The organism is Streptomyces odonnellii (assembly GCF_000981895.1).
Classification (GTDB): Bacteria; Actinomycetota; Actinomycetes; order Streptomycetales; family Streptomycetaceae; genus Streptomyces; species Streptomyces odonnellii.
In genome coordinates this window covers 1-26,475 of sequence record NZ_LATD01000141.1, presented here as the reverse complement: position 1 = coordinate 26,475, position 26,475 = coordinate 1, and the positions used below count along the sequence as shown (strand labels likewise).

Sequence of the window (26,475 nt, the reverse complement as noted above, 5' to 3'; positions counted from 1 at the left end):
TCATGCCTCCGGGGCTTCGAAGGCGGTGGTACGGCGCATCCCAGCGGCCCGGCCTTTGCCCGAGATGACCAGCGCCATCTTGCGGCTGGCCTCGTCGATCATCTCGTCGCCGAGCATCGCCGAGCCCTTCTTGCCGCCCGCCTCCGAGGTGTAGTAGTCGTACGCGTCGAGAATCAGCTCGGCGTGGTCGTAGTCCTCCTGGGAGGGCGAGAAGATCTCGTTCGACGCCTCGATCTGGCCGGGGTGCAGCACCCACTTGCCGTCGTAGCCCAGCGCGGCCGCCCGGCGCGCCACCTCGCGATAGCCGTCCACATCGCGGATCTGGAGGTACGGGCCGTCGATGGCCTGGAGATCGTGGGTACGGGCGGCCATCAGGATCCGCATCAGGATGTAGTGATAGGCGTCCGCGCCATAGCCGGGCGGCTGCTGCCCCACCACCAGTGACTTCATATTGATGGACGCCATGAAGTCGGCGGGACCGAAGACGATGGTCTCGAGACGCGGGGACGCGCCGGCGATCTCGTCGACGTTCACCAGACCCCTGGCGTTCTCGATCTGCGCCTCGATACCGATCCTGCCGACCTCGAAGCCCATCGTCTTCTCGATCTGGGTGAGCAGCAGATCCAGTGCCACGATCTGCTGGGCGTCCTGGACCTTCGGCAGCATCACGCAGTCGAGGTTGTGGCCCGCGCCCTCCACGACCGTGATCACATCGCGGTACGTCCAGTGCGTCGTCCAGTCGTTGACGCGCACCACCCGGATCTTGCCGCTCCAGTCGCCCTTGTTCAGCGCGTCGACGATGGTGTGCCGGGCGCCCTCCTTGGCGAGCGGCGCGCAGGCGTCCTCCAGATCGAGAAAGACCTGGTCGGCCGGGAGCCCCTGGGCCTTCTCCAGAAAGCGTGGATTCGAGCCCGGTACGGCGAGACAGGAGCGGCGCGGACGCAGCCGGTCGGCGGGGGCTGCGGCCGGCTCGGCGGTGGCGTGCGTGGCAGGCGCGGTCATGCGGGGACCTCCAAGGGGTCGAGCTTGTTCGCTTTCCTGATCTCATCGACGATACGGCCGATGATCTCGGTGATTCCGAAGTCCTTCGGGGTGAAGACGGCGGCCACCCCGGCCGCCCGCAGTTCCTCGGCGTCGCCGTTCGGGATGATCCCGCCGACGATCACCGGGATGTCGCCCGCACCCGCCTCGCGCAGCCGTACCAGCACCTCCGGCACCAGCGCGCCGTGCGAACCGGACAGCACCGACAGGCCCACACAGTGCACGTCCTCGGCGAGCGCGGCACCGACGATCTGCTCGGGTGTCAGCCTGATGCCCTGGTAGACCACCTCGAACCCGGCGTCGCGCGCACGGACCGCGATCTGCTCGGCGCCATTGGAGTGCCCGTCCAGGCCGGGCTTGCCGACCAGCAGCCGCAGCCGCCCCGAGCCGAGTTCACCGGCGGTACGGGACACCGCCTCGCGGACCGCCGCGAGCGCCGTGTCCGGCTCCGCGCTCACCGCGACGGGTGCGCCGCTCACCCCGGTCGGCGCGCGGAACTCGCCGAAGACGTCCCGCAGCGCCCAGGCCCACTCGCCGGTGGTCACCCCGGCCCGCGCGCACTCCAGGGTCGCCGGCATCAGATTCGCGGTGCCGGCGGCGGCCTTCTTCAGCGCGGCCAGCGCCCCGGTGGCCCGTGCCTCGTCGCGGTTGTCCCGCCAGGTGTGCAGCGCCGCCGCCACCCGGGCCGCGTTCGCCGGATCGACCGTCATGATCGCGGTGTCCAGATCGGCGGTCAGCGGACTGGGCTCGGTGGACTCGTAGCAGTTGACCCCGACGATCCTCTGCTCGCCCGACTCGATCCGCGCCCGGCGTCCGGCGTGCGAGGCGACCAGCCGCGACTTGAGATACCCGGACTCGACGGCCGCCAGCGCGCCGCCCATCTCCTCGATCCGGTCGATCTCGGCGAGGGACTCCGTGACCAGGTCCGCCACCTTGGCCTCGACGACATGCGAGCCCTCGAAGATGTCCTCGTACTCCAGCAGATCGCTCTCGTGCGCGAGCACCTGCTGTATGCGGAGCGACCACTGCTGGTCCCAGGGGCGCGGCAGCCCCAGCGCCTCGTTCCAGGCGGGGAGCTGTACGGCGCGGGCGCGGGCGTCCTTGGACAGGGTCACGGCGAGCATTTCGAGGACGATCCGCTGGACGTTGTTCTCCGGCTGGGCCTCGGTCAGCCCGAGCGAGTTGACCTGGACGCCGTAGCGGAACCGGCGCTGCGAGGCGTCCTCGATGCCATACCGCTCCCGGGTGACCGTGTCCCAGATCCGGGAGAACGCCCGCATCTTGCACATCTCTTCGACGAAGCGGACCCCGGCGTTGACGAAGAACGACATCCGGCCGACCACCTCCCCCCTGCGCTCCTCGGGGATGCGGCCCGACGCGAACACCGCGTCCAGGACGGCGATCGCGGTGGACATCGCGTACGCGATCTCCTGCACCGGGGTCGCGCCCGCCTCCTGGAGGTGGTAGCTGCAGATGTTGATGGGGTTCCATCTGGGGATGTGGTTCACCGTGTACGTGATCATGTCGGTGGTCAGCCGCAGGCTGGGCCCCGGCGGGAACACGTACGTGCCGCGGGAGAGGTACTCCTTGACGATGTCGTTCTGCGTCGTCCCCTGGAGACGGGCGATGTCCGCGCCCTGCTCCTCCGCGACCACCTGGTAGAGCGCCAGCAGCCACATCGCGGTGGCGTTGATGGTCATCGAGGTGTTGGTGCGGTCCAGCGGGATGTCCTGGAACAGCCGCCGCATGTCGCCGAGATGGGAGACCGGGACCCCCACCCGGCCGACCTCGCCGCGGGCGAGGACATGGTCGGGGTCGTAGCCGGTCTGGGTCGGCAGGTCGAAGGCGACGGAGAGACCCGTCTGCCCCTTCGCGAGATTGCGCCGGTACAGCTCGTTGGACGCCTCGGCGGTCGAATGGCCCGCGTAGGTCCGCATCAGCCAGGGCCGGTCCCGGTGCCGCTCGCCCATCTCAGGCTCCCCGGACGAGGGTGGTGCGCGAGGCCCCGGCGGTGGCCGCCGCCTCCGCCGGGGTGTCGCGGAACAGGTTGATGGCGTCGATGTGCCGCGCGCGCAGCTCCTCGTCCCGTACGCCCAGACCCTCGCGCGGCGCCAGTGCCAGCACCCCGACCTTGCCCTGATGGCGGTTGGCGTGGACGTCGTGCGCGGCCTGGCCGGTGTCCTCCAGCGCGTACACCTTCGACAGGGTGGGGTGGATCCTGCCCTTGGCGACCAGCCGGTTGGCCTCCCACGCCTCGCGGTAGTTGGCGAAGTGGGAGCCGATGATCCGCTTCAGGGACATCCACAGATAGCGGTTGTCGTACTCGTGGGTGTAGCCGGAGGTCGAGGCGCAGGTGACGATCGTGCCGCCCTTGCGGGTGACATAGACGGAGGCGCCGAAGGTCTCACGGCCCGGGTGCTCGAAGACGATGTCCACGTCCTCGCCACCGGTCAGTTCGCGGATGCGCTTGCCGAAGCGCTTCCACTCGCGCGGGTCCTGGTGGTGCTCGTCCTTCCAGAACCGGTAGTCCTCGGCCGTACGGTCGATGATCGCCTCGGCGCCCATCCGCCGGCAGATCTCCGCCTTCCGGTCGCTGGAGACCACACACACCGGCGTGGCCCCGCCCGCGAGCGCGAACTGCGTGGCGTACGAGCCGAGTCCGCCGCTCGCACCCCAGATCAGCACATTGTCGCCCTGCTTCATCCCGGCGCCGTTGCGGGAGACGAGCTGGCGGTACGCGGTCGAGTTGACAAGTCCCGGTGCTGCCGCCTCCTCCCAGGTCAGATGCTGGGGCCTGGGCATGAGCTGGTTGGACTTCACAAGGGCCAGCTCCGCCAGGCCGCCGAAGTTGGTCTCGAAGCCCCAGATCCGCTGCTCCGGGTCGAGCATCGTGTCGTTGTGGCCGTCGGACGACTCCAGCTCGACGGAGAGACAGTGCGCCACGACCTCGTCTCCCGGCCGCCAGGCGTTGACCCCCGGGCCGGTGCGCAGCACGACGCCGGAGAGATCGGAGCCGATGACGTGGTACGGCAGGTCGTGCCGCCTGGCCAGTTCGCTGAGCTTGCCGTACCGCTCCAGGAATCCGAAGGTCGGCAGCGGCTCGAAGAGCGAGGTCCAGACGGAGTTGTAGTTGACCGAGCTGGCCATGACGGCCACCAGGGCCTCGCCGGGGCCGAGTTCGGGCACCGGCACCTCGTCGAGATGGAGCGACTTGCGGGGGTCCTTCTCGCGGCCGGGGAGACCGGCGAACATCTCCGTCTCGTCCTTGTGCACGGTCACCGCGCGGTACGAACCGGGGACGGGCAGTGCGGCGAAGTCGGCGGACGTGGTGTCCGGCGACTGGATCGCGTCCAGGATTTCCTTCACGGTGGTGCCTCCGGCGAAGCTGGGGGAGCGAGCCGCGAGGGCCGCTCGCTGGGGTGCGGTGGAGGTGTGCCGTCGGTTCGGCGGGGGCGCTGCTGATCGGCCTGTGGTGCTGACCGTGCTGATCGGCGGCGCCGGGTGAGCGCGGGAGGTGCCTGTGACGCAGGCGTCCGGGCGCACAAGCGAGACGGCTTGCGGGAACAGCCGGACACCTTCACGGTATGGCACGCCGTGACACCTGGCAAGGCACTGGGTGCCAGAAATCCCTCTCACTTGTCACCGGTGCGGCACGCATGAGCAGATCCCTACCGCTGTGCAAGCGGCAAATATCACTTCATGTGGGCAAAGGAACGCATGGCGTATCGCGATCAAGGGGGAGCACCGGGAAAGCGAAGGCAGAGGCCGGGGGACGCGGCTACGCGTCCCTGAGCGCCTGCTTGATGGTCCGCATGACCTCGTCCAGCGGTGCGTCCGTACGCGCCACCGTCACCAGCACATCGCCGCTGGTACGGGCCGTCGCGGCGGCGTGCTGCGGCTTGCCCCCGATGGTCCGGCCCGCGCCGATCCCGGCCCCGAAGGTCTCCCGGACGATCGCGAAGGCATGGTCGAGCTGCGCCTCCACATCGCCCTGCCCGCCGGCCCGCAGCCAGCGGCGCAGCACATGGTTGTGCGCGGTGACGACGGCCGACGCGGCGACCTCCGCCAGCAGCGGGTCGTCATTGCCGTCGGCATGGTCGCGCTCGTCGAAGTGGCCCAGCAGATAGCGGGTGAACAGCCGCTCGTAACGGGCCACCGAGGCGATCTCGCGCTCCCGCAGGGTGGGCACCTCGCGGGTGAGCCGGTAGCGCTCCACGGAGACCGCGGGGGAGGCCGCGTACATGCGCATGACCTCCTTGATGCCCCGGCAGACCGTGTCCAGCGGGTGCTCATGGGCGGGCGCGGCGTTGAGCACCGCCTCCGCCCGTACGAGCGTGTCGTCGTGGTCCGGGAAGATCGCCTCTTCCTTGGAGCGAAAGTGCCGGAAGAAGGTCCGGCGGGCGACCCCGGCGGCGGCGGCGATCTCGTCGACGGTGGTCGCCTCGTACCCCTTGGTCGCGAACAGTTCCATCGCCGCGGCCGCCAGCTCCCGGCGCATCTTCAGCCGCTGAGCGGCCGCGCGGGTGCCTGCGGCACTCTCCGGAACGTCGGTCCTGGTGTTCGTACGGGAGGACTTGGCGGGCTGGGACATGAGGTGAACGTACTGCATCGACGCAGGAGAGCGCGCCCGCGGGGCCCGGACCTTGATCACTGAGTGGACCGGTACCGGGATCCCGCGGGGCCGGTACGGGGATCAGCGCCGGGCGTACTCGCGGAAGCCGCGGCCGGTCTTGCGGCCGAGACAGCCCGCCGCCACAAGATGTTCGAGCAGTGGCGCCGGAGCCAGGCCAGGATCCCGGAACTCGCGGTGCAGGACCCGCTCGATGGCCAGTGACACATCGAGCCCGACCACATCGAGCAGTTCGAAGGGACCCATCGGATAGCCGCCGCCCAGTCTCATCGCGGCGTCGATGTCGTCGAGGCTCGCGTAGTGCTCCTGGACCATCTTGACCGCGTTGTTCAGATACGGGAACAGCAGCGCGTTGACGATGAAGCCCGCCCGGTCTCCGCAGTCGACCGGGTGCTTGCGGACGGCCGTGGCCACCGCGCGGGCGGTGGCCCGGACGTCGTCGGCGGTGAGGACCGTACGGACCACCTCGACGAGTCTCATCGCCGGGGCCGGATTGAAGAAGTGCATCCCGACCACGTCCTGCGGGCGCGAGGTCGCGCGGGCACAGGCCACCACCGGCAGCGAGGAGGTCGTCGTGGCCAGCACCGCGCCCGGCTTGCAGACCTTGTCGAGCGCGGCGAAGAGCTGCCGCTTGATCTCCAGGTCCTCGGCCACGGCCTCGACGGCGAGATCCACCTCGCTGAGGGCGTCCAGCGAGCCGGCCGGGGTGATCCGCGCCAGGGCCTGGTCACGGGCCTCGGCGGTCAGCCGGCCCTTGTCCACGGAGCGGGCCAGGGACTTCGCGATCCGGGCGGCGGCGGCCTCGGCCTTCTCCGGGGTGCGCGCCGCGAGCACCACATCGAAACCCGCCTTGGCGAAGACCTCCGCGATCCCGCTCGCCATGGTGCCGGAGCCCGCGACACCGACCGAGCGGACCGGGCGGGCGGCGGCACTCCCCGGACTGGGCATTTCCGGCGGGGTGAGCGCGTCCGGCACCACCGCGCCGCTGCCCGGGCCCTCGTACGTGTAGAAGCCGCGGCCCGACTTGCGGCCGGTCAGCCCGGCCTCGGCGAGCTGCCTGAGCACCGGCGCGGGCGCGTGCAGCCGGTCGCGGGACGCCGCGTACATCGCCTCCAGGACCGTACGGGCCGTGTCCACGCCGATCAGATCGAGAAGCGCGAGCGGGCCCATCGGCAGTCCGCAGCCCAGCTTCATCGCCGCGTCGATGTCCTCGCGCGAGGCGTACCTGGCCTCGTACATCGCGGCGGCCTGGTTGAGATAGCCGAAGAGCAGACCGTCCGCGACAAAGCCGGGCCGGTCGCCCACCGCGACCGGCTCCTTGCCCAGCTCCCGGGCGAGCCCGGTGACGGCCGCCACGGCCCGGGGCGCGGTGAGGACCGAGGACACCACCTCGACCAGCTTCATGGCCGGGGCCGGATTGAAGAAGTGCAGGCCGAGCACGCGCTCGGGGTGCGCCGAGTCCGCGGCCAGCCGGGTCACGGACAGCGCGTTGGTGCCGGTCGCAAGGATCGTGGAGGGGCCGACGATCCCGTCCAGCGCCCGGAAGACCCGCTGCTTGGTCTCGTACGACTCCGGCACCACCTCGATCACCAGATCGGCGCCGGCGGCGGCGTGCAGATCGGAGAAGGTGCGGAATCGCGCGAGGACCGTGCGCCGCTCCTCCGCGGTGAGCCGCCCCCGTGCCACGGCCCTCGCGGTGGACGCTTCGAGCGAGGCGACCGCCCGGGCTGCGGCGATGTCACTGATGTCGATGCCGACGACCTCGCGGCCTGCGCGGGCGAGGATCTCGGCGATACCGGTACCCATGGTGCCGAGGCCGACGACGGCGATGGTGGAGAGAGGGATGTCCATCACGGGACTCCAGGGGATGAGTGACGACTGAGAGGGGCGGGCCCGGAATGGCTGACCAGGGGCCGCGGGGCGCGGCGGGCGCGCGTGGCTGATGCGGTCACGGTGCTGGGCGGCGGACTCTGTCCCGGAGCCGCGCCGTACCGGCGGTCCGGACGGGCCGGACCGCAAGGGTGCTGAACCGACAGCGCTCTCGGCGGCTGCGTCACCAGGCCACCGGGAGCAGCGGGGGTTTCCCGCTCATTTGAGATTAACCGACGAGTAACGAGCGCGCCAGAGAGGAGCGGCTGTGCGCTGGATCACTGTGGGCCGGGGGCGAGGCGCGCCTGGCCCTCGTCGGCGCGAGCCGGTCGGCACGTCAGGGTTTCCGGGTGACCGCTGTCGTCGTGTCCGGTGAATCGAGCAGGGCGGCCAGCAAACTGAGCCGCTCGTCGTCCGGGCTTCCCGCCTCGGCGGTGTAGGTGATGAGCACCGGGCCGGGGGTGCCCGGCACCGGGTAGGCGTCCCATTCCAGGCTCAGCTCGCCGACCATCGGGTGCTGGACACGCATCCGGCCACGGACGGCCTCCTCGACGTCGTGGCGCGCCCACAGCGATGCGAACTCGTCACTCCGTACGGCGAGTTCGCCGACGAGTTCCACACCGCGCGGGTGCCCCGGATCGGCGGCGATCTGGGTCCGCAGCATCCCGGTCAGTTCGGCCACGGTAGCCGCCCGGTCGGGGCACGCCCGGTCGGCTTCGGGGTGCAGCAGCAGCTTGAGCAGATTCCGTTCGGCCGTGGGGAGCAGGGTGAACTCGCCGAGCAGGGCACCGGCCAGCGGGTTCCATGCCAGGACGTCCAGGAAGCGGCCGACGACCATCGTGGGCGTGGTCATGGTGCGCAGCAGCCGCAGCGTGGTGGGCGGTACCTCTTCGGGCTCGTGGCGGCGCGGACCGCGGGCGGGCGTGCGGGCGGCGGCGGCGAGGCTGTGCAGGTACCGGGACTCCTCGGCGGAGAAGTTGAGGGCACGCGCGAGAGCGTCCAGGACCTGTTCGGAGGGCCGGACGTCGCGTCCCTGTTCCATGCGCTGGTAGTAGTCCGCGCTCACCCCGGCCAGCAGGGCCAGTTCCTCCCGCCGCAGCCCGGCGACACGCCGCCTCGGGCCCGGTTCCAGGCCGACATCCTGTGGCAGCAGCCGGGTGCGGCGGGCACGCAGGAACTCGGCGAGCTCACGCCGGGGATCGTCACTCACGGCAAGGGAATGGTCGGTCACGGCGCCAGTATGCCCCGGGCGCGGCTCGTGAGGGTGGGTCCGCCGGACCCAGGAAAAGCGGAACGACCGTGGTTCCGCGCGCAGGGTCCAGCATCGGATCATCCACCCCGCCACGGAAGGGCAACGACATGAAGGCCGTTCAGATCACGAGCTACGGTGCGCCGGACGTCCTGCGCGTCAACGAGGTCGCCCGTCCCGCTCCCGGCGCGGGCGAGGTACTGGTGTCGGTCGAGGCGTCCAGCGTGAACGGACACGATGTGATCGTCCGCGCGGGAGGGCTGAAGATGGTCTCGGGACGCCGGTTCCCGATCGGTGTGGGGCTGGACTTCGCCGGCGTCGTCGCCGCGACCGGCGCCGATGTCGAGGGTTACCGGGCCGGGGACCGGGTGTGGGGCACGGTGCACCCCCGGGAGCGGCACACCACCGGTGGGGCGGCCGAATACGTCGTAGTGCCCGCGGACCGCATCGCGCCCGCGCCAGTGGGCATCTCGTCGGTCGAAGCGGCCTCCGTGGTCGTCGCGGGCACCACCGCGCTGATCGCGCTGCGCGACAGCACACACCTTGCCGCCGGGGAACGGGTTCTGGTCCGGGGCGCTGCCGGCGGCGTCGGCACGGCCGCGGTGCAACTGGCCCACGCGATGGGCGCTCATGTCACCGCCCTGGCCCGCGACCGCCACGCCCGGCTTCTCACCGGCCTCGGCGCCGACGAGGTCTTCGACTACGGCTCCACCACCTCGGACCGGATCGGCCCCTTCGACGTGATCCTCGACACCGTCGGCACGGAACTGAACTGCTATCGAAGCCGACTCGCCAAGACCGGCCGCATGGTCACCGTCGGACTCTCCGCGCCCGCCCTGGCCGCGATCGCCGCCTCCAGCGTGTACGGTCCCCGCCGCATCCGTACCTTCAGCGCCAACCCCGGCACCGCCGTCCTCCGCGATCTGGCCGGCCATGTCACCTCGGGTGCGCTGCGCCCGGTGGTCAACGGCGTGTATCCGCTCTCGGACACGGCCGCGGCGCACCAGGCATTCGAACGGGGCGGCGTGGCGGGCAAGCAAGTGATCCAGGTGACCGCATGACCCCGCGGCGGCTCCGCGTCGGCGGATCCATCGACGGCGAGCCGCGCGGTACGGACTACCGTCCCGTCGGCTGCGGGGGCAGGAGCCCGGGAGGGTTCGTCCAGCGGCCGTGGTGACGGCCGGGCGCCTTCCGGGTGAGGGTCTGTTCGAACCAGACGGTCTTTCCGTACGCCGTACTGCTCGTCCCCCACTCGTGCGCCAGCGTGCTCACCACCCGCAGTCCGCGCCCGGACTCGTCGTCGGGCCGCGCGCTCAGCAGGGCCGCGGGGGCCGGTGTGTCATCGGTGACCTCGCACAGCAGCGCGTCCGTGCGGACCAGCCGCAGCCCGACCCGTTGTGACCGCGCGTGATTCATCGCGTTGGTGACCAGCTCACTCACCATCAGCTCGGCCGTCTCCACCGCGTCCGGCAGCGACCAGCCCAGCAGCCGGTCGCGCACCAGCCGTCGCGCCCTGCCCACCTCGCGCGGATCCAGGGCGAGTTCGTACTCCGCGACATCGCTGTCAGGAATGCCGTTGAGGCGGGCCATCAGCAGCGCAACATCATCCTTGCGCCCTTCCCGGACGTTGAGCGCGCGGATGATGGCGTCGCAGGCGGTGTCCATGGCGGCGGCGGGATGCGCGGCGGACGCGCAGAGCGCCGCCAGGCCCCGGCCCTCCCCGATGTCTTGACCTCGCACCTCGATCAGCCCGTCGCTGCACAGCACCAGCCGGTCGCCCGGCCCGACCCGTACGGACACCGTCTCGAAGGCCACTCCGCCCACACCGATGGGCGCTCCGGTCGGCAGGTCGAGCACCTCGGCACTGCCGTCCTCCGCACGGACCAGAACCGGTGGAATATGACCGGCGTTGGCGATCTGGATCTCGGATCCGATCGGGTCGTACACCGCGTACAGACAGGTCGCCAGATACCGTTCGCCGAGGCGCTGCGCCAAGTCGTCGAGATTGCGGAGCAGTTGGGCGGGCGGCAGCTCCATGGCCGCCATGGTCTGTACGGCGGTGCGCAACTGGCCCATCATCGCCACCGAGTTGAGACCGTGGCCCATCACGTCTCCGACGACCAGCGCGGTCCGCGATCCGGGCAGCTTCACGGCGTCGAACCAGTCACCGCCGATCCGGCCGGGCCGGGTACCGGGCAGATAGCGGGTGGCGATGTCACAGCCCGCCATCCGCGGCGCGATGTGCGGCAGCATGCTGTCCTGGAGGGTCTCGGCGACATTCTCCTGGTACGTGTGCATCCGGGCGTTGTCCAGTACGAGCCCGGCCCGCGTGGCGAGTTCGGCGGCGGTCGTACGGTCCATGTCGTCGAACGGCTCACGGTCGGGCCGCCGCAGCAGCACCATGAATCCCAGTACGACGTCCCGCGCCTTCAGCGGTACCAGCAGCATGGACCGGTGGTTGATGAGCGGGCGCAGATCCCGTTTCTCGAATTCCGCGGAGATACGATTCCCCGTCTCCTCGCTCACCCGCGGGACGAGCATCGGCTCCCCGGTGACCATGCACTGGAAGAACGGGGTGTGCTCGGGGAAAGCCATGGCCTCGCCGACCGGCACCGTATCGTCCCAGCGGCCCGGCTCGTCATTGTGCTCGACCCATACCCGATGCCAGACGGTGGTGGCGTCGGGCGGGCCGTCCGGGAATCCCTCCCCGGCCAGGACCGCGGCCCGCAGATGCGTACCCGCGAAGTCGGTGAAGTGGGGGACGAGGGCGCTGGTGACCTCGCGGATCGTACGGGCCGGATCGAGGGATGAGCCGATACGCCGGCTGACATCGTTCAGGAACTCCAGACGCTCACGCACCGCGGCGTATTCGAGGCCGGGTTCGGGACGGGGCACCGCTCTTCGTCTGAACCGCGCCTCCGCCGGTACGGGCTCGGCGCCTGCCGGTACGGGCTCGGCCCCAGGGCTTTCGTACCGTACGGCGGACTGCCGGGGCACACCCCAGTCGGGCGTGACCGGAACCCGGTCGTGACGGCTGAATTCCACGACGGGATATCCCAGTTCGAGTACCTGGGCGACAATGCGGCCGCATTCGGCGGGGCCCATGTCCGGCAGAATGCCGGGCAGCCGCCGGGCCAATGCGTCCGCGTCCGGGAATTCCGTGTGATGGGCGAATCCGGGGGCGATCCGCAGAATGTCCGCGGCGCTTTCCCCGGCCTCGGGGCGCAACTGCCCGGCGTCCGCCGCGAGTACGAGATGGCGCCCCGGTCCCGGTCCGATCAGTGGATAGGCCCACCACAGCACATCGAGCCGGCCGCGCTCCGGATGGGAGACCTTCGCGCGGCCCGCGGTGGGGTAGGAGCCCCGGGCGTGGAGTTCCGGTCCCAGTTCGTCATAGCCGTCGCAACCGCCGTGCGCCACCCCGCGCTCGTCCTCCGCGAGGGCCCCGGCGACCGGCATCAGATCTCCGGCATGCCGTCCCAGCGCCTCGTCCCCGGGGTGGCCGAAGAGCCGCCGCGCACCGGACGACCAGTGCGACACCAGGCCGTCACCGTCCACGACGACCACGGCGAGCGGAATCCGGCCGGCCGCGGCGGACTGCCGCGGCAGTCCCGGCGGAATACCACTGTCCATGGGTGGGAGGCTCCTTCCCTGCCGCCAGGATCCGCGGCTCCGCCCTCCACGGTACGGCCCTTGACAGGCATTGCGCCGGTCAATGAACCAATAGGTGGTGCGCCCGCGCACAACTGCTTATTGACTGAAATTCAGTCAATCTTCATGACCCAGTTGGAGATCGCGTTCGGTGCGTCCGCCGCCCGCCATATGGAGGACGGTGGCGACGGGCGGATAGCCCGCGGCGATCACGGTGTACTCGCCGGAGGAGAGGTCCACGAACCGGAAGGTGCCGTCGGAACCCGTGGTGAGGGTATCCACCACATTGCCCGCCGCGTCGAGGAGGGTGACCCGGGCGTCCTCCACCGGACGGCCGCCGCCGGCCCGTACCGTACCGCGCAGCACCGCTCCGCCCGCCAGCTCGATGTCCTGCCGGGTCTCGCGTGAGGCCTGCACACTGACCGGCAGCGCCGCGGGCCGGAAGGCGGGCGCGCTCGCGGCGAGGGTGTACTCCCCGGCCACCAGCTCCGAGATGACATACGCGCCCTCGCGGCCGCTCCGGGTGGACGCGACGACATCGCCCCGTACATCCGTGAGGGTCACGGCGGCGTCGCGCACCGGGGTGCCGTCGGCGGTACGGACGGCCCCGGCGAGCCTTCCCGCCCCGCCGAGGACCACATCCAGCTCGACGGGCCGCTCGCCCACGGTCACCGTGACGGCCTGCGGCTGGTGTCCGGCGGCGGCCGCGATCATCACGTACGAGCCGGAGCCCGGCACACTCAGCGCGTACCGCCCGTCCGCGCCGCTCGCCCCGCGCCCGATCTGCTGTCCATGGACATCGATCAGGGTCAGCGCGGCGCGGGGCACGGTGGAGCCGTCGTGGTGCTGCACCGTCCCGCACACCGCCACCCCCGAGGTGTACGGGGCGGGCGCGGGCGGCGGAGCGGCGGGGCCCGCGGGCGCGGTGCGCGCGCCGGGGACCGGGACGGTGACGGACTCGGCGGCTGAGGCGTTCTGGGACACCAGTGGTTTCTCCTTGAGGAAGAGGGCGATCAACAGGCCGAGGACCAGCACCGGCACGAGGTAGAGGAAGATCCGGGGCATGGCGTCCGCGTACGCCTGGACATAGCCGTCGCGGACGGCGGGCGGCAGGGCGTGCACCGCCTGCGGGGTGATGGACTCGGCGTCGGGCAGGCCCGCCCCGGCGGGGATACGGGCGGCGAGCGCGTCGGCCAGCCGGTCGGCGAAGAGGGTGCCGAAGACGGCGGCGCCCACGCTGCCGCCGATCTGCCGGAAGTAGTTGTTGGCGCTGGTGGCGGTGCCGAGGTCGGCGGGGCGTACGGCGTTCTGCACGGCGAGGATCAGCACCGGCATGACCAGGCCCATGCCCAGTCCCAGCACCGCCTGCGCGACACCGTTCTCGGTCATCGAGGTGCCGGTGTCCAGCCGGGACAGCAGCCACATGCCCGCCACCGAGAGCGCGCTGCCCAGCACCGGATAGATCTTGTAGTGACCGGTACGGGTGATGAGATGGCCCGAGACGACGGAGGCGACGACGATGCCGCCCATCATGGGCAGCATCAGCAGACCCGACTCGGTGGCGCTGGCCCCCTCGACCATCTGGAGATAGGTCGGCAGATAGCTGGCCGCGCCGAACAGCGCAACGCCGACGATCGCCCCGACCAGGCTGGTGATGTTGAAGACCGTGTCCCGGAACAGCCGCAGGGGGATGAGCGGTTCGGCCGCGAAGTGCTCGACGACCAGGAACAGCAGGGTGGTTCCGGCGGCTCCCGCGGCGAGACCGACGATGACCCGGGAGTCCCATTCGTACTCCGTCCCGCCCCAACTGGTCAGCAGCACCAGACAGGTGGACGCGGCGGCGAGCATCAGGGTGCCGAGGACATCGAGCCGCGCGCGGGCGGTGGGCTTGGGCAGCCGGAGCACCACGGCGACGACGGCGAGGGTGATCAGCCCGAAGGGCACATTGAAGTAGAAGCACCAGCGCCAGGAGACATGGTCGGTGAAGAAGCCGCCGAGCAGCGGCCCGGCCACGGAGGCGAGCCCGAAGGCGGCGCCGATCAGTCCCATGAAGCGGGCGCGTTCCCGGGCGGGCACGATGTCCGCGATGATCGCCTGGACCCCGATCATCAGTCCGCCCGCGCCGATTCCCTGGATGGCGCGGAAGGCGATGAGCTGATCCATGGTGCGGGACCAGCCGGCCAGCGCGGACCCGATGACGAAGACGACGATCGCGAACTGGAAGACGCCCTTGCGGCCGAAGAGATCGCCGAGCTTGCCGTAGACGGGGAGCCCGATGGTGGCGGTGAGCAGATACGCGGTGATCGCCCAGGACATCCGGTCCAGGCCCTGGAGCTCCCCGACGATCTTCGGCAGCGCGGTGGCCACGATCATCTGTTCGAGAGCGGCCAGCAGCAGGGCGAGCATCAGCCCGACGAAGACCAGCCGCACCCGGCGGGGGCTGAGGGGTTCCGCGAGGACCGTGCCCATGGCGGGCTGTGGTGGCGAAGCGTCCGCGGTGGCGGGTACGGGAAGCGCCGCGGCCCGCGCGGCACCGTTCTCGTTCGCGTACTCGATGGCCTGCCCGCCGCCCTTGACCAGAGTGGTCCCGCCCACGTACTGCTCCCCTCGTCGCACCTGCGCGGCGTCATACTTCACATTGCACGCCAAGCAGGAGCAAGCGGAAGGCTCTCCGGCTGAACGGGGTTGTGACGGGGGCGGGTTGAGCGGTGAAGCCTGCGCCGGGGCGCTCATCAGGGGCTTTCCCGCGACGTGTCGCGCGGGGGCGCGCAACGGCGCCGCGGGGAAAACCACTCGTACCGGTGACCCCGGCGGTGACACGCCGAGACCTGCCGCAACGAGTCGAACTGTCCGGCCGGACGGGCCGGTCGGGGCTCTCGGCCGGTAGGGCTACTTGCCGGAGCCGTTCTCGCGCGCCTTCTCGGTCTCGGCGGCGAGCCTTTCGAGGATCACGTCGTAGATACGGCCGAGACCCTTGGGGGCGAAGGTCCGCTCGAAGAACCCGCCGATCCCGCCCGCGCCGTCCCAGACGGTCGTGACGACGGCCTTCGAACGGCCCTCACCGGCGGGGGTGACGGTCCAGGTGGTGACCATCGAGGAGTTGCGGTCCTTCTCGATGAGCTGTCCGTCGGTCGGCTCGGTCACCTCCAGCAGACAGTCGCGCACCCGCTTGCTCGTCGCCTGGAGCTTCCAGTGGACGAGCGAGCCCTCGCCGTCGCCGCCCTCCCGCACCTCGTACTCGCTGAACTGCGCGGGCAGCAGCTTCGCCCGGGTGTTCTCGTAATCGGCCAGCGCGTCGAACACTGTCTCCGGGTCCGCCGCGATGATCCGCTCCGTGGTGGCCTCGACCTGCGCCATGGCTGTTCCTCCAGCACTCGTTCCGGGTGGGGTGCGGCCAGCCAACCACCCTCCGGTACGCCCGCCCAAATCCGCTCGGCGAGCGATCAAGGGAACATGTGTTCTATTCTGAGGTGAGTGCTACCGAGGAGGTATCCATGCGCTGGGACAATCTGGTCGAGAACACCTCAATGCAGGGGGCGACCGGGGACATCGCGCTCTTCGGTACGGACGCGGTGACCACCAGGACCTTCGACACACCCGAATTCCGTGGTGTCACCTTCTACGAGATCCGTGCCCGTTCGATTGTGAACCGGGTGCCGGGGGCGTCCCGTATGCCGTTCGAATGGACGGTGAATCCGTACCGGGGCTGCACACACGCCTGCGTCTACTGCTTCGCCCGCAAGACCCACAGCTATCTCGACCTCGACACCGGTCAGGGCTTCGACTCCCAGATCGTGGTCAAGATCAACGCCCCGGAGCTGGTCCGGCGCCAGCTCGCCTCGCGCAGCTGGCAGGGGGCGCACATCGCGATGGGGACGAATGTCGACTGCTACCAGCGCGCGGAGGGACGGTACCGGCTGATGCCGGGCATCATCACGGCCCTGCGCGACCGCGCCAACCCGTTCTCCATCCTCACCAAGGGCACGCTGATCCTGCGCGATCTCGAGCTGCTGCGGGAGGCGGCGTCCGTCACCGAGGTGGGCATCTCGGTCTCGGTCGGCTTCACCGACCAGGAGCTGTGGCGCACGGTCGAACCGGGCACGCCCTCGCCCGAGCGGCGGCTCGACGTGGTGCGGACGATGGCCGAGAACGGGATCGGCTGCGGGGTGCTGATGGCGCCGGTCATCCCGTTCCTGAGCGACAGTCCCGACCAGCTCAGGGCGACGGTACGGTCGATCGCCGCGGCCGGGGCCACCTCGGTGACCCCGCTCGTACTGCATCTGCGGCCGGGCGCGCGCGAGTGGTTCATGTCCTGGCTGGAGCGGCACCATCCGTATCTGGTGGCGCGGTACGAGCGGCTGTACGCGGAGGGCGCGTACGCGCCCAAGTGGTACCAGCGGCGGATCACCCGGCAGGTGCACGAACTGGCCGACGAGTTCGGGATCGGGCCGGCGGGGCGCGGCGAGGCCCGGCGCATATCCGTGCCCCGGGACCCGGAACTGCCCGCGCGTCCCGATCTGCCGGTCCGTCCGGCGGCGACCCAGCTCACGCTGCTGTGACCGGCGGTCTCCTCATGCGGTCACAGCGGTCACAGCGGTCACGGAAACCTCTTGGCCGATTGTCAGTGGCATCGGCAAGGATGGGCACATGACTGAACTCACGCATCTGCCCGCCCCCGACGGCGTCGCTCCGGGCAACGGTTACAGCCATGTCGTCTGGGGCACGGGCCGTTTCGTCGCCGTCTCCGGCCAGTGCGCGTTCGACGCGGACGGCAGGGTGGTCGGCGAGGGGGATCCGGCCGCCCAGGCGCGGCAGGTGTTCGAGAATCTGCGCCGCTGTCTGGCCGCGGCCGGGGCCGGATTCGCCGATGTCGTCAAGCTGACGTACTTCGTCACCGATGTGGCGCATCTGCCCGCGATACGGGAGGCGCGGGACGCGGTGATCGACACGGCGCGTCCGCCGGCGAGTTCGGCGGTCCAGGTCGCGGCGCTGTTCCGGCCCGAACTGCTGGTGGAGATAGAGGCTTTCGCGATCGTCGGGGGGACCGATGGCGGGACGGACTGAGCCCACGGCCTCCTGCGCCACCGCCGAGCCCGCGCCCGGCCCGGCGAGCGGCCCGGCGTACGAACCTGCGGCGCACGGCCGGCCCGCGGCCGCTGCGCCGGTCCGGATCCGTGAGATGACACTCGACGACTGCGAGGCCGTCGCCACGGTCCGGGTGCGCGGCTGGCAGCACGCGTACCGGGGGCTGATACCGCAGACGTATCTCGACGCGATGAGCGTCGAGGAGGACGCGGCCCGCCGCCGGGAGTATCTGACCAAGGGCGAGGGCCGGGTGGTCGACCTGGTGGCCGAGCGGGCGGGCCGGGTGGTCGGCTGGGGGTGCTGCGGCCCGAGCCGCGACGAGGACGTGCCGGACAGGACGGCGGAGCTGTACGCCCTGTATGTGCTGCCCGAGTGGATCGGCACGGGAGTGGGCAGTGCGCTGGTCGACGCGCTGACCGCCAGGGCCGAGGCGGCGGGCGCCTCTTCGCTGCTGCTCTGGGTCCTCGCGGCCAACGACCGGGCCCGCCGCTTCTACGCCAGGGCGGGCTTCGCTCCGGACGGCACGGAGGCGCGGTTCGACGTGGAGGGGGTGACGGTGCCCGAGGTGCGCTATGCGAGACGGCTCAGCGCGTCCGCGGCGGCGGAGCCCAGGCGGGGATGATTCCGGGCGGCTTCCAGCACGGCCCGGGCCCGGCCGTCCCCGAGCGTGCCCAGGCCCTCCACGCAGGCCAGTGCCACCCGCCAGTGCGGCTCGTCCGGTGCCAGCAGCCGTTCGAGGGTGCTGATCAGCGCCGGTACGGACTCGGGGGCGCGTAACGCGGCGAGGAGCCGTACGGGGTGGAGCGCGTAGGCCGTGCGGAGTTCATTGGTCGCGAGGGCGGCCGCCGCCCGGGGCGTACGCGGGTCACCGAGCCGGGCCAGGGCGTACGAGGCGGAGACACAGCGCTCGGGGTCGCGGTGGTTGAGGAGCAGCACCAGCGTCTCGAACGCCCGCCGGTCACCGGCACAGCCGAGCCGGAAAGCGGCGGTCTCCCGTGCCCACAGGGGCCGTCCCCGCTCGGTGAGGACAGCGGCCAGTTCGTCGAGATCCCGGGTCGCGATGAGTTGCGCGTACGAGGCGGACCCGCCGGACTCGTCCCGCACCCGGTCCACGAGCGAGCGGAAGTCCTCATCCATATGGCCCAGCGTATCGGGCGGGTAAGGGACGAGGGCGGCTCGACGTCCGGTGATCGTGTCGGAGGCGGCGACGTGCGTGAGACGGGCGCCCGAAGGGTGAGACTTCCGTCATGACACCTGAACCGATCCTGGTCATCGGCGGCACCGGCAAGACCGGCCGCCGGGTTGTCGCCCGGCTGCGCGAGCGGGGGGTGCCGGTGCGCGTCGCGTCACGGTCCGGGGACATCCGCTTCCACTGGGAGGACCGCGCCACCTGGAAGGCCGCGCTCGACGGCGCCTCGGCCGTGTACATCGTCCCACTGGACACCGCCCCGTCCAGGACCCCCGATCTGGTGGCACAGGCCGTGGCGTGCGGGGTCGGGCGGCTGGTGCTGCTCTCGGCACGCGGGGCCGACATTTCCGGCTATTTCGGACCGGCCTTCGATGGCGGCCCGCATATCGAGGGGGAGGAGGCGGTACGGGCCTCGGGGGTGCCGTGGACGGTCCTGCGGCCCGGCTGGTTCGCGCAGAACTTCAGCGAGGGCGCGTTCAGGGACGAGGTGGCCGCCGGTGAACTCGGGCTGTACGCGGGGGACGGAGCGGCCTCGTTCGTGGACGCCGAGGATGTCGCGGCCGTCGCGGTCGCCGCGCTCACCGGACCGGGGCACGAAGGCCGGGTGTACGAACTGTCCGGGCCCCGCGCGCTGACGGTCGACGAGGCCCTGGAGGAGATCGGGAAGGCCACCGGCCACCGCGCCCGCTACCTCCCGCTGGACGACGCCGCGTACCGGGCGCGCCTGATCTCGCGGGGGGTGTCCGAGGCCGAGGCCTCGGTCTGGGCGGACGCGCTCAAGCCGATCAGGACGAGCTGGGAGGCTCCCGTTCTCGACGGGGTCGCGCGGGCACTGGGCAGGCCGCCGAGGGACTTCGCCGAGTTCGCGAGGGCGGAGGCGGCGCGCGGTGCTTGGCGTGCCTGAGGGGCACCGGGGCGGCACCGGGGCGGCACCGGGGCGGAGTTCCGGGCCGCCGCCGGCCGGCCGTGGGCGGTTTTCCACAGGGCTGGCAGGGTGCGGCGGGGACGCGTACGGTTCCAGCCATGAAGATCTTGATCAGCGCCGACATGGAGGGCGCCACCGGGGTGACCTGGCCCGCGGACGTCCTGCCGGGCACACCGCAGTGGGAGCGCTGCCGCTCCCTGTTCACGTCCGACGTCAACGCGGCTGTGCTCGGCTTTCTCGACGGCGGCGCCGATGAGGTCCTGATCAACGAGGCGCACTGGTCCATGCGCAATCTCCTGCTGGAGCGGCTGGACGAGCGCGCACAGATGATCACCGGGCGGCACAAGTCGCTCTCGATGGTCGAGGGCGTGCAGCACGGCGATGTCGACGGGATCGCCTTTGTCGGCTATCACACCGGCGCCGGTACGGAGGGCGTGCTCGCGCACACCTATCTGGCCAACTCGCTCACCGGGGTATGGCTGAACGGAGCGCGGGCGAGCGAGGGACTGCTGAACTCGCATGTGGTCGCGGAGTACGGCGTGCCGGTGGTCCTGGTCACCGGGGACGACCTGACCTGCAAGGACGCCGAGGGGTACGCACCGGAGGCCCGCAAGGTCGCCGTCAAGGACCATGTCTCGCGGTACGCCGCGGTGTGCAGGACCCCGGCCCGTACCGCCGCCGACATCCGGGCCGCCGCCAAGGAGGCCACGGCGCTGGCCGGGCGGTACGAACCGGTCGTGGGCGGCCCGTTCACCCTGGAGCTGGAGTTCGACGCCACCCATCTCTCCGAGGTGGCCACGGTGGTGCCGGGGGTGGCCGTGAGCGGTGAGCGGCGTGTGACGTACACCAGCGGGACGATGTATGAGGCCATTCGTACCTTCAAAGCGGTGACCACGATCGTTTCGGCCTCGGTGGAGGAGCAGTATGGCTGACATGACGCCCATCGACACGAGCGTGGCTCCTGATTCCGCGGCGCTCGACGAGGTGGTCACCTTCACCTCGGATCTCATCCGTATCGACACATCCAACAACGGGAGCGGGGACTGCCGGGAGCGGCCCACGGCCGAATATGTCGCCGAGCGTCTCGCCGACGCGGGCATCGACCCCCTCCTTCTGGAGCGGACCCCGGGCCGCACCAATGTGGTGGCGAGGATCGAGGGCACGGATCCGTCCGCCGACGCGCTCCTCGTCCACGGTCATCTCGACGTCGTCCCGGCCGAGCCCGCCGACTGGAGCGTGCACCCCTTCTCCGGGGAGGTCAGGGACGGCGTGGTCTGGGGGCGCGGCGCGGTCGACATGAAGAACATGGACGCGATGATCCTGGCGGTCGTCCGCGCCTGGTCCAGGTCCGGGGTCCGGCCGCGCAGGGACATCGTGATCGCCTACACCGCCGACGAGGAGGCCAGCGCGGCCGACGGCTCGGGCTTTCTCGCCGGTCGGCATCCCGAGCTGTTCGAGGGGTGCACGGAGGGCATCAGCGAATCCGGGGCCTTCACCTATCACGCGGGTCCCGGAATGGCGCTCTATCCGATCGGCGCGGGGGAGCGGGGCACCGCCTGGCTCAAGCTCACCGCCCATGGCAGGGCCGGCCACGGCTCCAAGGTGAACCGCGCCAACGCGGTCAGCAGGCTCGCCGCCGCCATCACCAGGATCAGCGACCACCCCTGGCCGGTCCGGCTCACCCCCACGGTCCGGGCCGCCCTCGCCGAACTCGCCGCGCTCTACGGGATACACGCCGATGTCGAGGCGGCGGACTTTGACCCGGAAGGGCTGATCGGCAAGCTCGGCCCGGCCGCCGCGCTGGTCGAGGCGACGATCCGGAACAGCGCCAATCCGACGGTCCTGGAGGCCGGTTACAAGGTCAATGTGATTCCCGGCCGGGCCACCGCCTTTGTCGACGGGCGTACGGTGCCCGGCGGCGAGGACGAGTTCCGCGCCACGCTGGACCAGCTCACCGGGCCGGATGTGGAGTGGGAGTTCCACCACCGGGAGACCGCGCTCCAGGCGCCGGTGGACTCGCCGACCTTCGCCAAGCTGCGCGCCGCCGTCGAGCGCTTCGACCCCGACGGGCATGTCGTGCCGTACTGCATGTCGGGCGGCACCGACGCCAAGCAGTTCTCCCGGCTCGGGATCACCGGCTACGGCTTCTCGCCGCTCAAGCTGCCCCCGGGCTTCGACTACCAGGCGCTCTTCCACGGCGTCGACGAGCGGGTGCCCGTCTCGGCGCTGCACTTCGGCGTCCGTGTCCTCGATCACTATCTGAAGACCGCTTAGGAGCGCCGACCATGCCGATGACGCCGTCCGTGGATGCCTACGGGAGCTGGCCGTCCCCCATCGACGCCACCCTCGCCGCCTCGCACGACGGGCGCCCCGAGTATGTGGGGACGGTCGGCGACGAGGTGTGGTGGACGGAGCCGCGTCCCGCCGAGGCGGGGCGGCGCGCGCTCGTCCGGCGGCGGGCGGACGGCCGCGAGGAGTCGGTGCTTCCGGCGCCCTGGAATGTCCGCAGCCGGGTCATCGAGTACGGCGGTCTGCCCTGGGCGGGTGCCACCCGGCCCGAGGGCGGCCCGCTGGTCGTCTTCGTCCACTTCCCCGACCAGCGGCTGTACGCGTACGAACCGGACGGCGCCGCCGCGCCGCGCCCGCTCACTCCGGTGTCGGCGACCGGCGGGGGTCTGCGCTGGGCCGATCCCCGGCTGCTTCCCGGCCGGGGCGAAGTCTGGTGCGTGCTGGAGGAGTTCACCGGCGAAGGGCCCACCGATGTACGCCGGGTGATCGCGGCCGTCCCGCTGGACGGATCGGCCGCCGAGGATCGTTCCGCGGTACGGGAGCTGTCCGACGACCGGCACCGCTTTGTCACCGGACCCCGGCTCTCGCCCGACGGGCGCCATGCCGCCTGGATCGCCTGGGACCACCCGCGGATGCCCTGGGACGGCACGGTCGTGATGCTGGGGGAGATCACGGAATCCGGGCCGTTCACGGGAGTCAGAAGTGTCGTCGGGGACACGGACGAGTCCGTGGCACAGGCCGACTGGGCGCCGGACGGCTCACTGTTCTTCGTCTCCGACGCCGGCGGCTGGTGGGAGCTTCAGCGCATCCGCCCCGACGCGCTCGGCCCGGCCGGAGCACCCGGGGTGATCGCGAGCACCGGCCTCTGCCCCGGCCGGCGGGAGGAGTTCGGCGGGCCGCTCTGGAAGATCGGCCTCCAGTGGTTCCACCCCTTGGAGAACGGGCTGATCGCCGTCATCCACGGCAAGGGCACCACCGCGCTCGGCATCCTCGACCCGGCCACCGGTGAACTGGCCGACGCCGCCGGACCCTGGACCGAATGGGCGCCCACCCTCGCCGTACGGGGGGACAGGGTGATCGGGGTCGCGGCCGGACCGCGCAGCGCGTACGAGATCGTGGAGCTTGACTCCGCCACCGGCCACACCCGGGTGATCGGCGCGGAGCACCAGGACCCGGTGGATCCCGCCTACTACCCGGAGCCCCGGATACGTACCTTCACCGGGCCCGGCGGCCGGGAGATCCACGCCCAGATCTATCCGCCGCACCACCCCGCCCACCGCGCGCCCGAGGGCGAGCTGCCGCCCTATGTGATCTGGGCCCATGGCGGACCCACCGGCCATGCCCCGCTCGTTCTCGATCTGGAGATCGCCTACTTCACCTCGCGGGGCATCGGAGTCGCCGAGGTCAACTACGGCGGGTCCACCGGCTATGGCAGGGCCTACCGCGAGCGGCTGCGCGAGCAGTGGGGCGTCGTCGACGTCGAGGACTGCGCCGCCGTCGCCGAGGCGCTCGCCGCGGAGGGCACCGCCGACCCGGCCAGACTCGCCGTACGGGGCGGCAGCGCGGGCGGCTGGACGGCCGCCGCCTCGCTCACCACCACCGGTGTCTACGCCTGCGGCACCATCATCTATCCGATCCTCGATCTGCTGGGCTGGGCGACGGACGAGACCCATGACTTCGAGTCGCGGTATCTGGAGTCGCTGATCGGACCGCTCGCCGAGGTCCCCGAGCGCTACAGGGAGCGCTCGCCGCTGCACCAGGTCGACCGGATCACCACGCCCTTCCTGCTGCTCCAGGGGCTGGACGATGTGATCTGCCCGCCCGCGCAGTGCGAGCGGTTCCTCGACCGGATCGCGGGCCGCGGCATTCCGCACGCGTATCTCGCCTTCGAGGGGGAGGGGCACGGTTTCCGCAGGGCCGACACCATGATCCGCGCACTGGAGGCCGAACTGTCCCTGTACGCGCAGACCTTCGGCATCGACCGCACCGATATCCCGAGGCTGGAGCTGAAGAAGTGACCCCGAGGCCGAACGCCACGCCCGCGCCCGCCACCCCGTCCGCTTGTGCGGCGCCGCTGATCAGGCCCGCACGGCTGCGGCCCGGCGCGCGGGTGGCCGTGGTGGCGCCCAGCGGGCCCGTACCGCAGGACCGGCTCGAAGCGGGTCTCGACATCCTGCGCGGCTGGGACCTCGACCCGGTCGTCGCCCCGCACGTGCTGGAGACGCACCCCTGGCTGGGGTATCTCGCGGGCACGGACGAGGACCGGGCGCGCGATCTCCAGGAGGCGTGGTGCGATCCGTCCGTCGAGGCGGTGCTCTGCGCGCGCGGTGGCTACGGGGTTCAGCGCATGGTCGATCTGCTCGACTGGACGGCGATGCGGGCCGCGGGCCCCAAGGTGTTCGTCGGCTACAGCGACATCACCGCGCTGCACGAGGCGTTCGCCCGGCGGCTGGGCCTGGCCACCCTGCACGGCCCGATGGTCGCCACCGTGACCTTCCTCAAGGACGCCAGGACCCAGGAGTCGCTGCGCGCCACGCTGTTCGAACCCGAGTCGGTACGGACGCTGGGGCTGGAGACGGCCGGGGCACTCGTCCCCGGCCGGGCCAGGGGTGTCACGCTCGGCGGCTGTGTCAGTCTGCTCGCCGCGGATGTCGGCACCCCGTACGGACGCCCCTCGGCGGCGGGGGGCCTGCTGCTGATCGAGGACGTGGGCGAGGAGCCGTACCGCCTGGACCGCATTCTCACCCAGTTGGTGCGCTCCGGCTGGCTGGACGGGGTCGCGGGTATCGCGCTCGGCTCCTGGGCGGGGTGCGGTCCGTACGACGCCGTACGGTCGCTGCTCCTCGACCGGCTCGGCGGGCTGGGCGTACCGGTCGTGGAGGAACTGGGCTTCGGGCACGGCGAGCCGGCACTGACCATGCCGCTGGGCGTGTCGGCGGTCCTGGACACGGAGAGCGGCACCCTGACCCTGGAGGTGCCCGCGCTGAGCTGACCCGGGCGGGCGTCCCGGCGGCGGGCCCGGCCCGCGGCCGGACAGACCCTTAAGCTGGCGCGGTGTCCGATACGCCCATCCCGCTCGCCGAGGGCGACCGTACGTTCGTACGCGCCTACCGCCACGAGGACGCCGACGAGTTCGTCTCGCTCGTCCGCGCGAGCGAGGAGCTGCACCGGCCCTGGCTCTTCCCGCCGCGCACGGCGCAGATGTACGCCGAGTACGCGGGCAGGCTCATCGGGGATCCCGCCAGGGCGGGTTATCTCGTCTGTACCCGCGACGACGGCCGGATCGCGGGATTCATCAACATCAACAACATCGTGCGGGGCGCGTTCCTGAGCGGGGCTGTCGGATACGGCGCGTTCGCGCACGCCGCCGGGCGCGGGCTGATGACCGAGGGGCTCGGGCTGGTCATGCGCCATGCCTTCGGCCCGCTCGGGCTGCACCGGCTGGAGGCCAATGTGCAGCCCGCCAACACCGCGTCCATCGCGTTCGTCCGGCGCGCGGGCTTCCGGCAGGAGGGGTACTCGCCGGACTTCCTGTTCATCGACGGTGCCTGGCGCGACCACGAACGATGGGCCGTCACCGCGGAGATGCTCAAGCCCGCCCCTGAATCCGGTCCCTGAGGGCCCTGAGCCGGCTCGGGGCCGGTGAACCCGGCGACCGACCCCGGCTCCTCCTGCCCCCCGGCTCCTGACCCCCCGGCTCCTCCTGAACCCCCGGCGGCTCAGCGGCCCTTGCGGTTGATCTTCATGGTGTCCATGTCGGTCACCGTGGACCGCAGCTCGCCATGGCCGCAGCCCAGTTCCCTCAGCGCCGACTCGGCGCGGTCCTCGGCGAGCGCGCCCGCCATCTCCTCGCCGTCGTCCGCGTCCGAGACGATCACATACCGGTAGCTGAAGTGCTTCAGCACCCGGTCATAGGTGAGCGAGCCCTCCGGGGTGAACCGCATCTGCGTCAGACCGTGTTCGTCGACCTCCGCGAGCAGCCGCGCCCGGGCGTCGTCCGTCAGGTCCTCCCACGTCCCCCGCACGATCACCCGGTAGGTGTGCTGCGTCGTCATTCCCTGGCCCGCTTTCCGCTCGTACCGCTGTACCGCTCGTACCGCATCCGTCGTGAAGTCCGGATCGAAGACCGAGGGTACGGCGAGGAGGACGGCCCGCACACGGAATTTCCTGGCGACCGACGCCCCCCGACGCCGCTCGATGCCTCCCCGGAGTCCCCTCCGACCACGCCCGGGCCCGCGTCCCCCGGCCCCGGCCGGGTCACCCTGGTCAGCGTGGCGTTGAGCGTGTTCCATGGTCATCGGGACGTCGGCCGGAGGAGCCGCCGGACCGCCCGCGTGAACGAAGCGAGGTTGCCGTGGCCACGACCGTGCGACGTGCCGTACTGACCCTGCCCGCCGCCCCCCTGGGGCCGGAGAACCCCCTGCCGGCCCTGCGGACCCTCGATGAGGCGCACACCGTCGACGAGCGCGCCAGAAAGGGGCTGCCGGCGGACATGGCACGGCAGATCGGCGACGCGCCCCGCCGCACCCCGCTGCCCGTCCGGATCC

At 71.3% G+C, this 26,475-nt stretch carries 22 protein-coding genes; 11 read left to right on the top strand and 11 right to left on the bottom strand.

Annotation, left to right across the window (positions count from 1 at the left end; genetic code table 11):
- The 6 genes from WH07_RS14720 to WH07_RS14695 form a co-directional block, all read right to left on the bottom strand.
- Nucleotides 1-1,002 carry an HpcH/HpaI aldolase/citrate lyase family protein gene (locus tag WH07_RS14720; protein ID WP_046500318.1) on the bottom strand — a complete coding sequence of 334 codons (1,002 nt, stop codon included), beginning with the start codon at nucleotides 1,000-1,002 and terminating at the stop codon, nucleotides 1-3.
- A complete protein-coding gene (locus WH07_RS14715; protein WP_046500317.1) occupies nucleotides 999-3,011 on the bottom strand; it encodes a protein meaA in 2,013 nt (670 codons plus the stop codon). The genes WH07_RS14720 and WH07_RS14715 overlap by 4 nt, the downstream gene beginning before the upstream one ends.
- Before the next feature lies 1 nt (nucleotide 3,012).
- Nucleotides 3,013-4,407, bottom strand: a complete 1,395-nt coding sequence (ccrA, locus tag WH07_RS14710) for a crotonyl-CoA carboxylase/reductase (protein ID WP_046500316.1) — start codon at nucleotides 4,405-4,407, stop codon at nucleotides 3,013-3,015.
- A 412-nt stretch (nucleotides 4,408-4,819) separates the two neighbouring features.
- The gene (locus WH07_RS14705; protein WP_198533807.1) at nucleotides 4,820-5,632 is read right to left on the bottom strand and encodes a TetR family transcriptional regulator; all 813 of its coding nucleotides are present in this window, start codon (nucleotides 5,630-5,632) and stop codon (nucleotides 4,820-4,822) included.
- 102 nt (nucleotides 5,633-5,734) lie between these two features.
- Entirely contained in the window at nucleotides 5,735-7,522 is a 1,788-nt protein-coding gene (locus WH07_RS14700; RefSeq protein WP_046500314.1) for a 3-hydroxyacyl-CoA dehydrogenase family protein, read from the bottom strand.
- A 355-nt stretch (nucleotides 7,523-7,877) separates the two neighbouring features.
- Nucleotides 7,878-8,771 carry a helix-turn-helix transcriptional regulator gene (locus tag WH07_RS14695; RefSeq protein WP_198533806.1) on the bottom strand — a complete coding sequence of 298 codons (894 nt, stop codon included), beginning with the start codon at nucleotides 8,769-8,771 and terminating at the stop codon, nucleotides 7,878-7,880.
- A 128-nt stretch (nucleotides 8,772-8,899) separates the two neighbouring features.
- Between WH07_RS14695 and WH07_RS14690 the strand changes: the two genes are divergently transcribed.
- Entirely contained in the window at nucleotides 8,900-9,850 is a 951-nt protein-coding gene (locus WH07_RS14690; protein WP_046500313.1) for an NAD(P)-dependent alcohol dehydrogenase, read from the top strand.
- A 55-nt stretch (nucleotides 9,851-9,905) separates the two neighbouring features.
- On the opposite strand, the gene WH07_RS14685 is transcribed toward WH07_RS14690, so the two are convergent.
- The 3 genes from WH07_RS14685 to WH07_RS14675 form a co-directional block, all read right to left on the bottom strand.
- Nucleotides 9,906-12,422 (bottom strand): ATP-binding SpoIIE family protein phosphatase, encoded by a 2,517-nt coding sequence (locus tag WH07_RS14685; RefSeq protein WP_046500312.1) that lies wholly within the window; start codon nucleotides 12,420-12,422, stop codon nucleotides 9,906-9,908.
- 135 nt (nucleotides 12,423-12,557) lie between these two features.
- Entirely contained in the window at nucleotides 12,558-15,035 is a 2,478-nt protein-coding gene (locus WH07_RS14680) for an MFS transporter (RefSeq protein WP_408645844.1), read from the bottom strand.
- Between the two features lie 294 nt (nucleotides 15,036-15,329).
- Nucleotides 15,330-15,797 carry an SRPBCC family protein gene (locus WH07_RS14675; RefSeq protein ID WP_046500311.1) on the bottom strand — a complete coding sequence of 156 codons (468 nt, stop codon included), beginning with the start codon at nucleotides 15,795-15,797 and terminating at the stop codon, nucleotides 15,330-15,332.
- Between the two features lie 137 nt (nucleotides 15,798-15,934).
- Between WH07_RS14675 and WH07_RS14670 the strand changes: the two genes are divergently transcribed.
- The 3 genes from WH07_RS14670 to WH07_RS14660 all read left to right on the top strand — a co-directional run bounded on the left by WH07_RS14670 (nucleotide 15,935) and on the right by WH07_RS14660 (nucleotide 18,147).
- A complete protein-coding gene (locus tag WH07_RS14670) occupies nucleotides 15,935-16,999 on the top strand; it encodes an Rv2578c family radical SAM protein (RefSeq protein ID WP_046500310.1) in 1,065 nt (354 codons plus the stop codon).
- Between the two features lie 88 nt (nucleotides 17,000-17,087).
- Nucleotides 17,088-17,504 carry a RidA family protein gene (locus WH07_RS14665; protein ID WP_046500309.1) on the top strand — a complete coding sequence of 139 codons (417 nt, stop codon included), beginning with the start codon at nucleotides 17,088-17,090 and terminating at the stop codon, nucleotides 17,502-17,504.
- A complete protein-coding gene (locus WH07_RS14660; RefSeq protein ID WP_232788898.1) occupies nucleotides 17,488-18,147 on the top strand; it encodes a GNAT family N-acetyltransferase in 660 nt (219 codons plus the stop codon). Before WH07_RS14665 ends, WH07_RS14660 begins: the two co-directional genes overlap by 17 nt.
- On the opposite strand, the gene WH07_RS14655 is transcribed toward WH07_RS14660, so the two are convergent.
- Nucleotides 18,096-18,662, bottom strand: a complete 567-nt coding sequence (locus WH07_RS14655; protein ID WP_046500308.1) for an adenylosuccinate lyase — start codon at nucleotides 18,660-18,662, stop codon at nucleotides 18,096-18,098. The two genes, WH07_RS14660 and WH07_RS14655, sit on opposite strands and share 52 nt — an antisense overlap.
- 110 nt (nucleotides 18,663-18,772) lie before the next feature.
- Between WH07_RS14655 and WH07_RS14650 the strand changes: the two genes are divergently transcribed.
- From WH07_RS14650 to WH07_RS14625, 6 genes are all read left to right on the top strand, one after another.
- Nucleotides 18,773-19,618: an NAD(P)H-binding protein gene (locus WH07_RS14650; RefSeq protein WP_046500307.1), complete on the top strand. Its 846-nt coding sequence runs from the start codon at nucleotides 18,773-18,775 to the stop codon at nucleotides 19,616-19,618.
- Nucleotides 19,619-19,737: 119 nt separating this feature from the next.
- Complete coding sequence (locus WH07_RS14645; protein WP_046500306.1) at nucleotides 19,738-20,571, top strand: M55 family metallopeptidase; 834 nt, start codon at nucleotides 19,738-19,740, stop codon at nucleotides 20,569-20,571.
- Nucleotide 20,572: 1 nt separating this feature from the next.
- Nucleotides 20,573-21,913 (top strand): M20/M25/M40 family metallo-hydrolase, encoded by a 1,341-nt coding sequence (locus tag WH07_RS14640; protein ID WP_408645845.1) that lies wholly within the window; start codon nucleotides 20,573-20,575, stop codon nucleotides 21,911-21,913.
- A gap of 17 nt (nucleotides 21,914-21,930) precedes the next feature.
- Nucleotides 21,931-23,946, top strand: coding sequence for a S9 family peptidase (locus tag WH07_RS14635; RefSeq protein WP_046500331.1), 2,016 nt, complete (start codon nucleotides 21,931-21,933; stop codon nucleotides 23,944-23,946).
- Nucleotides 23,943-24,920, top strand: a complete 978-nt coding sequence (locus tag WH07_RS14630) for a S66 peptidase family protein (protein WP_046500304.1) — start codon at nucleotides 23,943-23,945, stop codon at nucleotides 24,918-24,920. Before WH07_RS14635 ends, WH07_RS14630 begins: the two co-directional genes overlap by 4 nt.
- Nucleotides 24,921-24,982: 62 nt before the next feature.
- On the top strand, nucleotides 24,983-25,546 hold the full coding sequence (locus WH07_RS14625) for a GNAT family N-acetyltransferase (protein ID WP_046500303.1): 564 nt from the start codon (nucleotides 24,983-24,985) through the stop codon (nucleotides 25,544-25,546).
- Between the two features lie 101 nt (nucleotides 25,547-25,647).
- Here the strand turns inward: WH07_RS14625 and WH07_RS14620 are convergent, their stop codons facing one another.
- The gene (locus tag WH07_RS14620; RefSeq protein ID WP_046500330.1) at nucleotides 25,648-25,983 is read right to left on the bottom strand and encodes a DUF6204 family protein; all 336 of its coding nucleotides are present in this window, start codon (nucleotides 25,981-25,983) and stop codon (nucleotides 25,648-25,650) included.
- Nucleotides 25,984-26,282: 299 nt separating this feature from the next.
- On the opposite strand from WH07_RS14620, the gene WH07_RS14615 reads away from it, so the two are divergent.
- The coding region (locus WH07_RS14615; protein ID WP_046500302.1) for a hypothetical protein at nucleotides 26,283-26,475 on the top strand (193 nt) is incomplete at its 3' end.